General features: G+C 70.4%; 17 protein-coding genes and 1 pseudogene. 4 read left to right on the plus strand and 14 right to left on the minus strand.

Annotated elements, in window-relative coordinates; all coding sequences use genetic code 11:
• From ACFU7D_RS00065 to ACFU7D_RS00080, 4 genes are read right to left on the minus strand one after another with little or no spacing between them, the layout of a single operon-like run.
• Complete coding sequence (locus ACFU7D_RS00065; protein WP_378861658.1) at positions 1-1,185, minus strand: hypothetical protein; 1,185 nt, start codon at positions 1,183-1,185, stop codon at positions 1-3.
• Positions 1,186-1,216: 31 nt separating this feature from the next.
• Positions 1,217-2,086: an ABC transporter permease gene (locus tag ACFU7D_RS00070; protein WP_378861662.1), complete on the minus strand. Its 870-nt coding sequence runs from the start codon at positions 2,084-2,086 to the stop codon at positions 1,217-1,219.
• The gene (locus ACFU7D_RS00075; protein ID WP_378861665.1) at positions 2,083-2,829 is read right to left on the minus strand and encodes an ABC transporter ATP-binding protein; all 747 of its coding nucleotides are present in this window, start codon (positions 2,827-2,829) and stop codon (positions 2,083-2,085) included. Before ACFU7D_RS00075 ends, ACFU7D_RS00070 begins: the two co-directional genes overlap by 4 nt.
• A gap of 1 nt (position 2,830) precedes the next feature.
• Positions 2,831-4,108, minus strand: a complete 1,278-nt coding sequence (locus ACFU7D_RS00080; RefSeq protein ID WP_378861668.1) for an amidohydrolase family protein — start codon at positions 4,106-4,108, stop codon at positions 2,831-2,833.
• Positions 4,109-4,275: 167 nt separating this feature from the next.
• Between ACFU7D_RS00080 and ACFU7D_RS00085 the strand changes: the two genes are divergently transcribed.
• Positions 4,276-5,457, plus strand: a complete 1,182-nt coding sequence (locus ACFU7D_RS00085) for an MFS transporter (RefSeq protein WP_378861671.1) — start codon at positions 4,276-4,278, stop codon at positions 5,455-5,457.
• Here ACFU7D_RS00085 and ACFU7D_RS00090 read toward each other — a convergent pair.
• The 4 genes from ACFU7D_RS00090 to ACFU7D_RS00105 form a co-directional block, all read right to left on the minus strand.
• Positions 5,344-6,234 (minus strand): helix-turn-helix domain-containing protein, encoded by an 891-nt coding sequence (locus ACFU7D_RS00090; protein ID WP_378861674.1) that lies wholly within the window; start codon positions 6,232-6,234, stop codon positions 5,344-5,346. The two genes, ACFU7D_RS00085 and ACFU7D_RS00090, sit on opposite strands and share 114 nt — an antisense overlap.
• Before the next feature lie 42 nt (positions 6,235-6,276).
• The gene (locus ACFU7D_RS00095) at positions 6,277-7,098 is read right to left on the minus strand and encodes an alpha/beta fold hydrolase (protein WP_378727261.1); all 822 of its coding nucleotides are present in this window, start codon (positions 7,096-7,098) and stop codon (positions 6,277-6,279) included.
• Between the two features lie 147 nt (positions 7,099-7,245).
• Positions 7,246-7,623, minus strand: a complete 378-nt coding sequence (locus ACFU7D_RS00100; protein WP_378861677.1) for a YdeI family protein — start codon at positions 7,621-7,623, stop codon at positions 7,246-7,248.
• A gap of 9 nt (positions 7,624-7,632) precedes the next feature.
• Complete coding sequence (locus tag ACFU7D_RS00105; protein WP_378861680.1) at positions 7,633-9,132, minus strand: alpha/beta hydrolase; 1,500 nt, start codon at positions 9,130-9,132, stop codon at positions 7,633-7,635.
• Positions 9,133-9,386: 254 nt separating this feature from the next.
• On the opposite strand from ACFU7D_RS00105, the gene ACFU7D_RS00110 reads away from it, so the two are divergent.
• Positions 9,387-10,148 carry an HAD-IIA family hydrolase gene (locus tag ACFU7D_RS00110; protein WP_378727331.1) on the plus strand — a complete coding sequence of 254 codons (762 nt, stop codon included), beginning with the start codon at positions 9,387-9,389 and terminating at the stop codon, positions 10,146-10,148.
• A 68-nt stretch (positions 10,149-10,216) separates the two neighbouring features.
• Here the strand turns inward: ACFU7D_RS00110 and ACFU7D_RS00115 are convergent, their stop codons facing one another.
• Positions 10,217-11,278, minus strand: a complete 1,062-nt coding sequence (locus tag ACFU7D_RS00115; RefSeq protein ID WP_378861828.1) for a GlxA family transcriptional regulator — start codon at positions 11,276-11,278, stop codon at positions 10,217-10,219.
• A gap of 73 nt (positions 11,279-11,351) precedes the next feature.
• Between ACFU7D_RS00115 and ACFU7D_RS00120 the strand changes: the two genes are divergently transcribed.
• On the plus strand, positions 11,352-11,798 hold the full coding sequence (locus tag ACFU7D_RS00120) for a MarR family winged helix-turn-helix transcriptional regulator (RefSeq protein WP_378861683.1): 447 nt from the start codon (positions 11,352-11,354) through the stop codon (positions 11,796-11,798).
• Between the two features lie 8 nt (positions 11,799-11,806).
• Here the strand turns inward: ACFU7D_RS00120 and ACFU7D_RS00125 are convergent, their stop codons facing one another.
• Genes ACFU7D_RS00125 through ACFU7D_RS00135 form a run of 3 tightly spaced genes read right to left on the minus strand, consistent with a single transcriptional unit; the run spans position 11,807 to position 12,911 of the window.
• Positions 11,807-12,031, minus strand: a complete 225-nt coding sequence (locus ACFU7D_RS00125) for a hypothetical protein (RefSeq protein WP_378861686.1) — start codon at positions 12,029-12,031, stop codon at positions 11,807-11,809.
• Entirely contained in the window at positions 12,028-12,678 is a 651-nt protein-coding gene (locus ACFU7D_RS00130) for an RNA polymerase sigma factor (RefSeq protein WP_378861689.1), read from the minus strand. Before ACFU7D_RS00130 ends, ACFU7D_RS00125 begins: the two co-directional genes overlap by 4 nt.
• Positions 12,675-12,911: a hypothetical protein gene (locus tag ACFU7D_RS00135; protein WP_378861692.1), complete on the minus strand. Its 237-nt coding sequence runs from the start codon at positions 12,909-12,911 to the stop codon at positions 12,675-12,677. The genes ACFU7D_RS00130 and ACFU7D_RS00135 overlap by 4 nt, the downstream gene beginning before the upstream one ends.
• A 142-nt stretch (positions 12,912-13,053) precedes the next feature.
• Between ACFU7D_RS00135 and ACFU7D_RS00140 the strand changes: the two genes are divergently transcribed.
• Entirely contained in the window at positions 13,054-13,473 is a 420-nt protein-coding gene (locus ACFU7D_RS00140) for a hypothetical protein (protein WP_378861695.1), read from the plus strand.
• Between the two features lie 20 nt (positions 13,474-13,493).
• On the opposite strand, the gene ACFU7D_RS00145 is transcribed toward ACFU7D_RS00140, so the two are convergent.
• Positions 13,494-13,880 (minus strand): hypothetical protein, encoded by a 387-nt coding sequence (locus ACFU7D_RS00145; protein ID WP_378861698.1) that lies wholly within the window; start codon positions 13,878-13,880, stop codon positions 13,494-13,496.
• Between the two features lie 92 nt (positions 13,881-13,972).
• Positions 13,973-14,793, minus strand: a pseudogene (locus ACFU7D_RS00150) (aldo/keto reductase).
• Positions 14,794-14,817 lie beyond the last annotated feature (24 nt).

Raw genomic sequence — 14,817 nt, forward strand, 5'->3', positions numbered from 1 at the left:
TCACTTCATCGAGATCGAGTCGTCGATGAACCGGTTGTCGTAGAGCGACTCCGGATCGATGTCGTCGGAGGTGATCGTGCCGGCCTGCTTCATGATCGGCGCGAACGTCTCGACGACCCCCTTCATCCGCTCGCCGTCGATCTGGCCGAAGACTCCGGACTTCGGGTCGTCGTGGACCAGGTCGAGGTCGGTCATCGTCTTGGCGGCGTACGCGGCGACGCCCTCGCTGTAGGTCCAGCCGGTCTGATAGCGCTCGACGATGTCGACGATGATCCCGTTGGCCCAGTCCGGGTTGGCCAGATAGTCGATCTCCGCCTGCTGCATCACCGGGACCAGCTTCTGGAGGCAGTCGGCCTCCTTCTCCACGTCCTCGGCACGCATCGCGATCGGCTCGGGGTAGATGGTGTAGCCGACCTCGGCGAGCAGCTGGTAGCCGATCGGCTTGGCCCAGCTGCTTATCTCGTTCTCGTAGATGTAGGGCTCGGCCGTGGCGAAGCCCTGCTGGAGGATCGTGGGCTCGGTGACGAAGCGCTGCGGGGTGCCCTCGTAGGAGAGGTCCGACTGCTTCTTCTCGATCATCCCCTGCGACTCGAGCAGCGCCGGGATCACGTCGCCGGCGGTGACGACCGGGTCGCCGTCGCCGGCGGCCTCGGCGATGGTCTTCGCGTCGTCCTGGCTCTTCGGGTCCCACATCAGGATCTGTGGCGAGATGGTCAGCTGCGAGGCCAGGGCCACGGTGGGCTGCTTCTCCGCGGCCGCGATCGCGGCGTCGGTGTTGACCGCTCCGATCAGGATGTCCTTGTCGAGGTACATGGTCGCGGGGACGGGCTGGAACCCGGTCGCCGGACCACCGGAGCGGACCTCGACCTTCACTCCCGTGTCGACGCCCCCGGAGACGAGCGGTCCGGTGACGGTCTTCTTGTCGGTGTCGACGGTGTAGCCCTCGCCGATCAGGCTGTACATGCCGCCGTGCTCGGCCTCGGGCTGCCAGTCCTGCTGCATCACCACGGTCGCGGGGCAGACGTCGGAGAGGTCCTTCGCGCTGCCCTTCTCCGCCTTCGTCACCTCGGCGGCGGTGGCGGTGTTGGTGGAGCCGGCGTCGCTGCCGCAGCCGGTCAGGGCGATCGGCGCGATGGTCGAGAGCGCCACCAGGGCAGCGGCGCGCAGGGGTATGTGTCGGTTCATGCTGGGTCCGTTTCTTGGGGGGAGGGAGGGGTCAGCGCTCGCCGTACCACTTGCCGATCACGGCACGGTCGAGAGCGGCGAAGGCCGAGAAGACGACGACACCGAAGAGGGCGGTCAGGATGATCGCCAGGAAGAGCGGCTCCATGCTGAGCCGCAGCGTGTAGACGCGGAGCAGGCCGCCGATGCCGGGGCTGCCCTGCTGGAAGTAGAAGTCACCGACGATGACGCCGATGACCGAGAGCCCGGCGGCGTTGCGCAGGCCGGTGAAGATCGCCGGCATCGCCGCGGGCAGCTGCAGCTTGAGCAGCCGCTGCAGCCGGGACGCCCGGTTGAGGGTGAAGAGGTCGTGCGCCGGCGCGGTCGCCGACTGCAGGCCGAAGAGGGTGTTGGCGATCATCGGGAAGACCGCGATGATCACGCAGACCACGATCCGGGCCGAGATGCCGTAGCCCATCCAGATCCCGATCAGCGGGGTCAGCGCCAGGATCGGGACCGTCTGCAGGATGACGGCGTAGGGGTAGAGCACCTTCTCCAGCAGCCGGGTCTGCGCCATCACCATCGCCCACGCCATCCCGATGACCACCGAGATCACCAGCCCGGCCAGCGCGACCATGACCGACTGCCACAGCGCCGCGAGCATCGGCTGCATGATCTCCGGTCTGCTCAGCGTCTCCCCGAAGACCTGGTGCGGTGGCGGGAGCAGGAAGCGCTTGTCCTCGCCGAGGACGAGGTACGTCACGGCGTACCACAGCGCCGCCAGGCCGGCGAGCGCCGCGATCATCGGCGCGATCCTGGCGAGGAGCGCGCGCAGGACCGGGGGCGTACGTCTGGTGGGTGGCTCTTCCGCCGCGGCCGCGGTCGCGGGGGCGACGTCGGGCTCGACAACCAGATCCATGCTCATGCGTGCTCCTCCAGTGCCGCGGAGACCTGGCCGACCAGGTGGGCGAAGTCGGACTCGAACCGCAGCTCGGGCGGGCGCGGGAACTCCCAGGGCACCGGGATCTCCGCCACGATCCGGCCCGGCCGGCCGCTCATCACCACGACGCGGGTCGAGAGGTAGACGGCCTCGGCCACGGAGTGGGTGATGAAGAGGCCGGCGAAGCCCTTGAGCCTGAAGAGCCGTTGCAGCTCGGTCTGCATCGCCAGCCGGGTGATCTCGTCGAGAGCGCCGAACGGCTCGTCGAAGAGGGCGAGGTCGGGTTCGGCGACCAGGGCGCGAGCGATCGAGACCCGCATCCGCATGCCTCCGGAGAGCTGGCGCGGATGCTGCTTCTCGAAGCCGGTGAGGCCGACCAGGTCGAGGGCCTCCTGGGCCGCGGCGCGGCGCCGCTCCTTCGGCAACCCGCTCAGCTCGCCGATCAGCTCGACGTTCTTCCGGGCGCTGCGCCACTCCAGCAGCGTCGGGTCCTGGAAGACGTAGCTGGTGGTACCCGCGTCGACCTCGACCCTCCCCTCGGTGGCCTCGTCGAGCCCCGACGCCAGCCGCAGCAGGGTCGACTTGCCGCATCCGGACGGGCCGACGACGGAGACGAACTCGCCGGCGTCGACGCTCAGGTCGACCCCGGTCAGCGCGGTCGTACCGGTCGGGAACCGTTTGGTCACCCCGGAGAGGGCGAGCGTGGCGGTGGTGGTCGTCGTGTTCATGTCACCTCGGCATGGGATCGAGATCGAGGACGGTGCTGACGCGGGTGTCGGCGAGCACGCGGCCGCCATGGACGACGACGCGGGCGGTCTGGGTCCCGGCGACGACCTCGTCGAGCGGTACGTCGGGGACGAGCATGAAGTCGGCCCGGCTGCCCGGCCCCGTGCCTCCGGCCGGGAGCCCGAGCACGGTGCGGGTCGTCGTCGTGACGGCGGCGAGGGCCTCGGCCGGGCGGAGATGGCCTGCGGCGACCAGGAGCGAGGTGGTCTCGAACGGGTCGGCACGGCCGACCGGGTTGAACGGGTCGCGCAGGTTGTCGGCCCCGGCCGCGACCGGCACTCCTGCCTCGAGCAGCGCCCGGATCGCGGTCAGGCCGCGGGGTGCTGCCCCGTCGGCGTCACGGCCCTGCAGGTAGAGGTTGGTGATCGGGAGCGTCACGATGCCGATCCCCGCCTTCGCCACCAGGTCCACGACGGGGCGGAGGCGGTCGTGGTCGAGCATGCCGAGGCGTACGCAGTGGGAGGCGGTCACCCGCTGCGACATCCCCCTGGCAATGACCTGCTCGGCGAAATCGGCCAGGTCGAGGTGGCCGGTGGTGGTCTGCTCGTCGGTGTGCAGGTCGACGGGAAGGCCGGAGCGCTCGGCGTGGTCGAGGATGCGGCCGGTCTCCTTGGCGGGCTCGTCGGCCAGGTGCGGACACCCGCCGAGGACATCGATCCCGCGCCCGATCGCGTCCGCGATCACCGCGTCGGGCACATCCTGGCCGGCGAGCAGGCACACCTGCAGCGTGATCGTTCCGCGGAGCTCCTCGCGCAGGCCGAGCAGGGCATCGACCCCACGCAGCGGGTCGCCCGCGAGGAGCGCGTCGGCATGCGTACGGATCGTGGTGATGCCGTTCGCCACGTAGCGGCGGACCGCCCGCCGGGCGCGGTCGGCGAAGTCGTCGGAGGTGAGCGTAGGCACGAGCGAGCGCCACTGCTCGATCGCGGTGACCAGGTCGTTCCCCGCCCGCGGCCCGGGCGTGATCTGCTCCGCGCTCAGCGCCTTGTCGAGATGCGCATGCGGCTCGCCGGCGGCGGGGACCAGCCGCCAGCCCCTGGCGTCGGTCCCGGGACCGCCCTCCACCGGCCGGACGACGGTGATCTCGCCGGCCGCGAGATCGAGATCGGCGAGGGTGCCGTCGAGGAGGCGTACGTTGCGCAGCGCGGTCAGCTCCACGCCGGCCAGGTGCGCCGGACCGTCCACGGGCCCGACCCGTTCGGCATTTCGTGCCACTGCCATCGGCTACCCCTTCCGGCTCAAATGTTGATGAGATGAACATTTTCGAGCGTAAGGAGCGGTTATTTCGGCGGCGTAACCGTTTCGGTCCTCCTCGATGAAACCCATCCGGTCAAGCACGGGCGACGGACGATCAACCCGGGCTCCGGGATCGCGGCGAGGATCGAAGGGTGACCACGACCTCGCCGGCTTCGACCGCCTCCCCGACCAGTTCCCCGACCACCGCCCAAGGCCGAGCCGCGCCGGTGGTCGCACTCGCGGCCGGGATCGCGATCCTGGTCTCGAGCGAGTTCCTGCCCGCGGGCGTACTGCCCACGATGGCGCGCGACCTCGGGATCAGCGAGGGAACGGCGGGGCTCGCCGTGGCGGCGACCGCGATCGCCGGGGCCGCGACCGCGCCGACCATCGCCATGATCCTTCCTCGGATGGACCGGCGTACGTTGCTCGTCGGCCTGCTGGTCGCCGCGGGCGTCGCCAACCTGGCGGTCGCGATCTCCCCCGGTTTCGTCGTCCTGCTCCTCGGCAGGCTCGTGCTGGGCGCGGCGATCGCCGGCTACTGGTCCTTCGCCTTCGCCGTCGGGACGTACGCCTCGCCGGGCCGTGACCACGTCATCTCCACCTCGATCGCGCTGGGCGTCACGGTGGCCACGATCGCCGGTCTGCCGCTGGGCTCGCTGCTCGCCGACGGGCCCGGATGGCGCTGGGGCTTCGCGGCCGCGACGGTGCTGAGCCTGGTCTCCGCCGCGGCGCTGGCCCGGGCGCTGCCGCCGGTGCCGGCCCACCCGTCGGCCGGGCTGACGATGATGCGTCAGGCCCTCCGCAACCCGCGGCTGGTGGCCGGCGTGGTGGTGCTCGTCGTGGTGGTCCTCGGGAACTTCGTGGCGTACCCGTTCATCCGGATCGCCATCTCCGAGACCTCGCCCGGCGCAGGCATGTGGATGCTTGCGCTGTGGGGCCTCGGCGGGCTCTTCGGCAACCTCGCGGCCGGCCGGTTCTCCCACCGGCTGCGCGCGGTCGTCACGGTCGCGCCGCTCCTCCTCGCCGGCGGGCTGGTGCTGACCTTCCTCGCCGACAGCACGCCGGTCATGGCGGTGGCGATGCTGGTCTGGGGCTTCGGGTTCAACCTGGTGCCGGTCAGCACCCAGCTGTGGGTCACCCGCGTCGAGCCCGAGCGCACCGAGTCGGCGCTGGCACTCCAGGTGACCGCGTTCCAGGTCGCGATCACCCTCGGGGCGGCACTAGGAGGCGCGGTCCTCGACGAGTACGGCGTCGGGCGGGTGCTCCTCATCGGCGCGATCGGGGCGGCCGTCGCCGCGGCGGGCTTCGGCGCGCTCCGCGTGCCGCGCTCCTGAGGCGTCCTCGCGCCACGCCTGCGGACCGGTCCCGTGGGTGGCGGTGAAGGCGCGGCTGAACGCCGCGCCCGACCCGTAGCCCACGGCGTACGCCACCTGCTCGACCGGACGGTCACCGCCGGCCAGCAGGTGGCGGGCCGCGCGCATCCGCACGTCCCGCAGCGCCTCGCTCGGGCTCTGCCCCAGGCTGCGCCGGAACCGCTCCCCCAGCGCCGACCTGGACAGGTGCACGGACTCCGCCATCGCCTCGACCGACCAGGCCCGCGCCGGATCCGCGATCAGCGCGGACAGCACCTGCGCCACCGTCGGGTCGAGGACGGGCGCGGGACCATCCGTCCCGCGCCCGGTGTCCTCGAGCCAGGAGGCCGTCATCGCCGCGCCGAGCAGCGAGGCGTAGCCCGACGCGAACAGCGCCGACGGCCGGCACGGCCCCGCGAGCGGGCACCGTCGCACCAGCTCGGCCACACCCCCGTGGCGGCCGACGAAGTCGCGCACGACCAGCGGGTTCGCGAGCGGGTACGCCACCGCGACCGCCCGCAGGTCGGCCCGCGTGACCGCCGCCCCGTCGCGGGTCGCCAGCCGGTGCCTGACCTGCCCGCCGACCAGAGCCGCGTCCCCCGCCCGGAGCAGGTGCGACTGCCCGGCGGCGGTCAGCACGACCGTGCCGTCGTCGACGAGCAACCAGCTGGCGGAGCGTACGTCCTCACCGGCGGAGCCGGCAGGCAACTCCTCCTGGTAGGCGAGCGTCATCTCCCACGACGGACGGTCCTCGTTCACACCAGCCCCAGCGCCCGAGCGCCGGCCGGCTATTCCCGATCCTCAGTCGGCGATGAACTCGAGGATGTCGGCGATGAGGGCCTTCTGGTAGTCGCCCGCGATGCCGTGCGGAGCACCCTCGTAGACCTTCAGCGTGCCGTCGGAGACAAGCTTCACCGCCTTGTCGGCGGCGGCCGCGATCGGCACGATCTGGTCGTCCGAGCCGTGTGCGATCAGGATCGGCACCTCGAGTGCCTTCAGGTCCTCGGTGAAGTCGGTCTCGGAGAAGACCTTCACGCAGTTGTACGCGGCCACGAGACCGGCCAGCATCCCCTGGCGCTGGAAGTCGTCGATGAGGCCCTGGGAGACCTTGGCGCCGTCGCGGTTGAAGCCGTAGAACGGGACCGCCAGGTCCTTGTAGAACTGGGAACGGTCGGCGAGCACACCGGCGCGGATGCCGTCGAAGGCATCGATCGGCGTCCCTTCGGGGTTGGTCTCCGACTGGACCATGATCGGCGGCACCGCGCCCGCCGTGACGACCTTGCGGACCCGGCCCTTCCCGTGCTGGGCGGCGTAGCGGACGACCTCGCCGCCACCGGTCGAGTGCCCGATCACGACCAGCTCGGTGAGGTCGAGGTGCTCGACGAGCTCGGCCAGGTCGCGGGCGTAGGTGTCCATGTCGTGACCGAGGTCGGTGTTGGTCGAGCGGCCGTGGCCGCGGCGGTCGTGCGCGATGGCCCGGTAGCCGGCGTCGGCGAGCAGCTTGGACTCGACGGCCCAGGCGTCCGAGCTGAGCGGCCAGCCGTGGCTCAGCACGACCGGCTTCCCGGTGCCCCAGTCGGTGTAGTAGATCTCGGTGCCGTCAGAGGTGGTGAACGTTGGCATGGTGGGAGTCCTCGAGGTTCTGCGTCGGTCCGCCGCCCCCATCGCCGAAGCTGTCGCGGTCCCGACGCCAGGTCCATCCTCTCCCTCGAGTACCCCATCCGGCCCCGCCGTACCTGCCCGATATCCCACGAATCAGGACACCTTCCGTCAGGTCCAGGGGTTGTCCCAACGACCATCGGCCCGCGCCGTCCGGACCTCGGCCATCCCCGCCGGCCGCATCCGGCCCTCGGCGGTCAGGCGCTCGACCTTGGAGATGTTGAGCCGCGACCACTTCGAGCCCGGACGCCGGCGGGTGTAGCGCTGCAGGTAGGTCTCCTCATCGCCTCGGCGACGTACGGCCGAGATCCAGCCGAAGCAGAGGCCGACGTCGACGAGCTCGTCGGAGGTCAGCGACGCCGGCTCGATGCCCTTCCTGGTCAGCCGCAGCCACACCGCCCGGATGCCGGGGCCGGCGGTGTCGAACCAGGCCTCCACCTCGGCCACCGACGGCCGATCCAGGACCGGCTCGCCGTCGATGGTCTCCACCCGACCAATCTAGTGGTCGGCCGAGCAGTGGTAGTCGCGCGACGGCCGCTCACCGGTGATCAGATAGGTCGTCACCGCGTGGTTCGCGCAACGGTTCTTGCCGGCCGGGTAGACGCCGTGGCCGCTCTGATCGGCGGTCACCATGGTGGCCCGCTCGCCCAGTGCCACCCGCATCTCCCGCGCACCGTCCAGCGGTGTCGCCGGGTCACGAAGGTTCTGCACCATCAGTACGTTGGACGGACCGTGATCGGTGATCCGGACCGGCGGCTCGGTGGGTGCCGGCCAGTACGCGCACGGCGTGATGTTGGCTCCGGCGGCACCGAACAGCGGAAACCTGATCCGGTCGACGGCGACGTTGCGCTGGTAGGTCGCGACCGACTTCGGCCAGCGCGCGTCGTTGCAGATCATGTAGTAGCGACCGGAGATGAGGTTGTCCACGTCGCCGACGGCGTCGCCTCCGGGCAGCGGTGGCGGCGGCTGGTTCGCGTCGACCGCCTGCCAGATGTCCGCGAGCAGCGGCAGCTGGGTCGGGCCGTACAGCAGACCGAAGTTGATCAGCCGGAACGCGGCGTGGTCGAAGGGGCCGTCCGGCGTCTCGATCGGCTTCTTCTCGAGCCGCTCGGCGAGCTCGAAGTACTTGGCTCGCACCTGTGCCGGTGTCTTCCCCAGGCCGTACTCGCGGTGGTTCGCAGCAGCGAACTTCGCGAAGGCCGGGAAGGTGTCCTCGACGCCCTGCGACCACAGCCGGTTGCTCGCGTAGTCCCAGCCGCCCGGGGCCAGATTGCTGTCGAGCACGATCCGGTCGCCGCGCTGCGGGAACAGGGTGGCGTAGACCGCGCCCAGGTGGGTGCCCCAGGAGGCACCGGCGTACGACAGCTTCGACTCGCCCAGCGCGGCCCGGATCCGGTCCATGTCACGTGCGGTGTTGGCCGGGTTGATGTGCGGCAGCATCCAGGATGTCTTGGACGTCGCGCACTGCTGGGCGATCTGCTTGCTCTGCGCGGCTCGCTCGGTCACGTCGGCGGCGTCGAGGGCGTACGGCGGGATGTTCCCGGTCAGATACTGCTCCTCGGTGAGGTCGCAGGTCACCGGCGTGCTGCGGGCGATCCCGCGCGGGTCGAAGCCGATCACGTCGTAGCTGTCCCGGACGCTCTGCGGGAGACCCATCGCGACGAGCATGGCCGGATAGCCCTCGCCCGCGGAGGGACCACCGGGGTTGGTCACCAGGATGCCGCGCCGCTTGTCGGGCTTCGTGCTCGCCAGCCGCGAGACCGCGATGTCGATCGTCTTGCCGGCGGGGTCGCTGTAGTCCAGCGGGACCTTCAGGGTGCCGCACTGCATCTCTTTCGGGATCGGCACCGGAGTGATCTCGGCGGGGCACGTGTCCCACGTGATGCGGTCCGATGGCGCGTCCTGTGCGCTGGCCGGACCGGTCGGCGAGATCACTGGGGCCAGCGTGGCCGCCAGCGAGACGACAGCGACGGTGAGCGGTATCGAGATGCGTTTCATTTCTTCCTCCCGAGGATGGTGGTGGAACGGTGTCAGTCTTCGCTGAACGACGGGCGGAAACATCCGGCCGAAGACCATTCCGGGGGTCGCCGAAAGCACTATTGACCGGAGGGGAAAGTAGTAGTGGCGCAGATCACCGCCCCTGCTGAAGGCGCTTGCCGCGCGAGTCGGCGGCAACGGTTGGCGGTTGGGCCGCGATCGGCGAGGATGTCCCCGTGATCGACGAGCGCCCCATCAACACGTGGCTGACCGACATGGACGGTGTCCTGGTGCGCGAGGAGGAGCCGATCCCCGGCGCATCCGAGTTCCTGGCCAGGCTCACCGAGGCCTCGGTGCCGTTCATGGTGCTGACCAACAACTCGATCTACACCCCGCGCGACCTGCGGGTCAGGCTGCTCCGGTCCGGGCTCGACGTCCCCGAGAAGTCGATCTGGACCTCGGCGCTCGCGACCGCGCAGTTCCTCGCCGACCAGCGGCCGGGTGGTTCGGCGTACGTCGTCGGTGAGGCGGGGCTGACCACCGCCCTGCATGCGGTCGGCTACGTGATGACGGAGAACGACCCCGACTACGTCGTGCTGGGCGAGACTCGCACCTACTCGTTCGAGGCGATCACCCGGGCGATCCGGCTGATCGAGGGCGGCGCCCGGTTCATCGCGACCAACCCGGACCCGAGCGGGCCGAGCCCGCAGGGCACGCTCCCCGCGACCGGCTCCGTCGCCGCGCTGATCAGCGCCGCGACCAACCGGGCGCCCTACTACGTCGGCAAGCCGAACCCGCTGATGATGCGCAGCGCGCTCAACCAGCTCGAGGCCCACTCCGAGACGACGGTGATGATCGGCGACCGGATGGACACCGACATCATCAGCGGCCTCGAGGCCGGGATGCGCACCATCCTCGTCGAGACCGGGTCGACCCGGCCCGAGCAGGTCGAGACCTTCCCGTTCCGGCCGACCCGCGCGGTCGCCTCCATCGCCGACGTACTGCCGCTGCTCGAGGGGCAGCTCGCCGGCCAGTAGGGCAGGCGCGGACCGTCTGGCGCTGACGACCGTCGTCGGCAACCAGGGACTCTGAGAGCGGCGACAGCTCAGTCGGCGAGCTCGAACACGGTCTGCCCCCTGCTCCGCCCGCGCGTGGCGGGCAGCGCGGACCGGAACCGCCGCTGATACTGCGACGGCGAGATGCCGAGGCGCGTGACGAACGTACGCCGCAGCACCTCAGGACTGCCGTAGCCCGACTGCGCCGCTGCCTCCGTCACGCTCGCACCGCCTTCGAGACGCATCCGGGCGTGGTCGAAGCGCACCGCGGTGACGTACTCGGACGGCGACTGGCCGAGCTCGTCGCGGAAGCGCCGGGCCAGGTGGCGCGGACTGGTAGCGACGAGGCTGGCAAGGTCGGTGACGGTCCAGGCGCGGGTGGGGTCGGCGTCGACCAGATCGGTCGCACGGCGGACGATCGACGCCGGTTGCGCGCGGCCGCGCAGCGGGACCGAGTACTGCGACTGGCCACCGGAGCGCTGCAGGTAGACGAGGAGGAGCTGGGCGATCTGGCGCGCGACGTCGGCGCCGTGGTCGTCCTCGACCAGGGCGAGCGCCAGATCGATGCCGGCAGCGACGCCCGCCGAGGTCATCACGTTGCCGTCGCGTACGAAGATCGCGTCGGGCTCGACGCGCACGCTCGGATACAGCCGCTGGAGCTCCGGCGCGAACTTCCAGTGCGTCGTCGCGGACCTGCCGTCGAGGGCGCCGATCTCGGCAAGCACGAAGGCGCCGCTGCAGATCGAGACCACGCGCCGGGCACGCGAAGTCAGCGACACCGCTGCCTCGATCAGCGCACCGCGTACGAACTCGTGCGGCGGCAGCTCGCTTCCGGGCACGACCACGGTGTCGAACTCGCCCGCGTCATCGGCCGCGCCGTGCACGGACACCCGGCCGCCGAGAGAGGTCACCACATCCTGCCCGTCGGGCGACAGCAGCACGATGTCGTAGCCGTCCACCGCCTGATTGGCTTCGACGAAGACCTCGGCGGGACCGACGTAGTCGAGCATCTTCACGCCGTCGAAGAGCAAGAAGGCGATGCGTCGGCGGGCGCGGGATGGCTTGGAAATGTCGTTTCCTCCTCGAGGCGAAATACCTTGCGTACAAGGAATCTACGCGGCAGTTACCTCGCGCGCAAGGCTTCTCCCCAAAAGGCTTGCGCGCAAGGGGTTGTAGGGTGGGCTCATGTCAGAGACTCGCCACAGCCTCGAGCTGAGCGAGCAGCTGTGCTTCTCGCTCTACACCGCGCAGCGGCTCGTGACCGCGGCCTACCGACCGATCCTGGACGCCCTGGGCCTGACCTATTCCCAGTACGTCGCCATGCTCGTGCTGTGGGAGAGCTCCCCGATCACCATGGGGGAGCTCGGCGAGCGGCTCGGCCTGGACTACGGCACCGTGACGCCGCTGGTCAAGCGCCTCGAGGCTGCCGGGCTGATCACCCGCGAGAAGCGCCCCGAGGACCAGCGCAGCGTCAGCGTCCGGCTGACCGAGGCCGGCACCGAGCTGCGCAGCCGAGCCGTTGGCGTGCCCGACACCATTGCCGAGGTGATGGCGCTGCAGACCGAGGAGTTCACCACCCTCAAGGACTCGCTGGACCACCTCAGCGACAACGTCGCCAAGCGCCTGCCCTGACCGCCCGGTCAGGACGAGAGCAGGTCCATCAACGCCTCGGCCTCCTCGGCGCAGGCCCCGCACGCCTTCAGGTGCACCTGCATCGGGACGTCCACATGCGCCGGATTCGCCAGCACCTGCTCGACGTAGGTGTCGATCTGGTCGAAGCAGTCGTCGCAGGACAGGTAGGGGTCGGTGTCGAGCAGGAGGCCGTCGAGGGCGGCCGCGGACAGGGGGCGGTTTCGGTCGGTCATGGCGCGCTCCGCATTGACGGTTCGTCGAGGTGGCCACTGGCCAGCAGGGACGCGCGCAGTCGCCGGCGCGCGTCGTGGAGGGTCTTGTACAGCGCGTTGCGGTTGGTGCCGAGACGTTCGGCGAGGACGTCGATAGGGACCTGATCGACCAGCAGCGCCAGCGTGACCCGCCGCTGATGGGGCGTCAGGTCGGTGGTGATGGCGGTCCGGACGGCGCGCGAGAGGTCATCGGCCTCGACGACATCCTCAGGCGCCGAGCCACCGTCCGTGACGTCGAACGCGTCCGGAAGCGCGACCTCACGATGCCGCCATGCCTGACGCCGGACGGCCACGCCGGCATGCAGGACGCCGAACTTGTAGACCCACGTGCTGAACCGGCTGCGTCCCTCGAATGTCGCGAGCTTGCCCAGCACCGCGACCAGCGCATCGTCGGCGGCCTGCTGGGCGAGATCCTCCAGGTCGGCAGGACCCGCACCGGGCAGCTGACCTCGCAGACGCCACACCTGATGCCGGGTCGCGCGCAGCAGCAGGTCATGGAGGCTGCGCAGGGCGACGTGCCCCGGAGGCCCGGGGTCGTTCAGGTCGTTCACCCAGGGCTCGTCCGACGCCACGCCGATCCCAGCCGCGCCACCCTGCACGAGGTTCATGATCCCACCTCACCCGGTGACGGATCCACGATCCTGACCGCGAGCTCCGGCGGACACCCGCGATCGACCAGCTGGAGCAGCGCATGCAGGTCGAGGCGTACGTCCTGCGCCAGCTCGGCCGCGAGATCGACCGGGAAGCCGGCACGGAGCAGGCTCCGGCGACGCCACGCCACCGCCTCCTCGAGGGCCTGGCGCGAGCGCAGAGCGCCGCGGCCCCGCTGGTGCATCTTCATGACTGGTTGGTGTCGCCCGCCGCGAGGTTCTTACCCCTCGAACCGAACTTCCCGGCCGGCAGTAAGACACCGCTCCGCTGACGACACACACCAGATGAAGGCACCCCGAGCGCCGACCCAACTCCTCCGAAAGGGATCACCCATGACCAGCCACACCTCCGAGATCACCAGGTCGATCGCCGAATCCTCCGGCAGCGACCGCGCCTTCTTCCTGCTGCGTACGGTCTTCGTCATCGCCCCGATCGCGTTCGGGCTCGACAAGTTCGCCGAGGTGCTGACCGAGTGGGACCGCTACCTCGCACCGTGGATCAACGACATCGTCCCCGGCAACGCGCACCAGGCGATGTTGGCCGTCGGCGTCATCGAGATCGTGGCCGGCATCGTCGTCGCGATCGTCCCCCGCTACGGCGCGCTGCTGGTCGCCGCCTGGCTTGCCGGGATCATCGTCAACCTCGTCTCGATGGGCGAGTACTACGACGTCGCTCTGCGCGACTTCGGCCTGCTGGTCGGTGCGCTCGCTCTGGCCGCTCTCGCCTTCGACCGCAACCGGCGCGCCGCCTGATCGACCGGCGCGCCCGGCACTCAGTCGGCCAGGCGCAGGTCGCCCTCGGCGCGGGGCGGAAGGTTGGAGAGGGCGGCCTGGACCAGCGTGACGCGCGCCTTGACCGTGACCGCCCGGCGGAGCCGGCCGACGTCGTCACCGATGTTGCGCTCGACGGACTCGCGGATCTGCTCCTCCGGGAAGGACGGGCGACCGCCGACCGGGACCTCGACGTCGGGCAGGTCGGTGAGCACCGGGAAGATCTGGGTGCCGATGCTGTCCAGGAGCTTGAAGCGCTGGAAGCGGTCGGTCTCGTCCCAGACCTTGTCGATGTCGGCGCCGCCCTTGCGGAACCTCCGGCCGGAGGCCAAGACCGTCTTGGCCGTCCCGGTCAGGGCAACGGTGAGCTCATGCTCGGTCAATCGCATGAGCCCAAGCATGCCCTCAACCGGTCCGGACATCTGCCCCGGGCTGATCACCGATCGATAACACCTGCTCCCCAGATATCAGGCGCAGACGATCAGGCAGCGTTGAAGGTCGCCGGGTCCGGGCCGGTGCGGCCGTCGTTCTCCAGGGCGTCGATCGCGGCCAGGTCCGCGGCGGTGAGGTCGAAGCCGAACACGTCGAGGTTCTGCGCGATCCGTGCCGGGGTCACCGACTTGGGGATGACGACCCGGCCCTGCTGGAGGTGCCAGCGCAGGATCACCTGGGCAGGTGTGTGACCGAGGCGGTCGGCGATCTCGGTGATCGTCGGGTTCTGAAGCATCGCGCCCTGGGCGAGCGGGCTCCAGGCCTCGGTGGCGATCCCGAGCGCGTCGTTCGCGGCGACCGTGGCCTGCTGCTGCAGCGCCGGGTGCAGCTCGATCTGGTTGACGGCGGGCACCGTGCCACCGAGCTCGACGACCCGGTCCAGGTGCTCGGGCAGGAAGTTCGATACGCCGATCGCGCGGACCCGCTTCGCGGCGTACAGCTCCTCGAGGCCCTGCCAGGCGCCGACGTAGCGGTCGCGGGCCGGAGTCGGCCAGTGGATCAGGTAGAGGTCGACCTGGTCGAGACCGAGGAGCTCCAGGCTCTTCTCGTACGCCTCGACGGGCCGCTCGTGGTCGGCGTTCCAGAGCTTCGTGGTGATGAAGAGCTCCTCGCGGGCGAGCCCGACTTCGCGAGGGCGCGACCGACGCCGGCCTCGTTGCCGTAGACGGCCGCGGTGTCGATGCTGCGGTAGCCGGCCTCGAGTGCGGCGGTGACGGCCGCCTCGGTCTCCTCGTTCGGCACCTGGAAGACGCCGTAGCCGAGCTGGGGCATCGCGACGCCGTTGTTGAGCGTGATGTTCGGGATGGTCATGAGACTTCTCTTCTCTCTGATTCT

This window comes from Nocardioides sp. NPDC057577, from assembly GCF_042801335.1.
In the GTDB taxonomy this organism is placed as follows: domain Bacteria; phylum Actinomycetota; class Actinomycetes; order Propionibacteriales; family Nocardioidaceae; genus Nocardioides.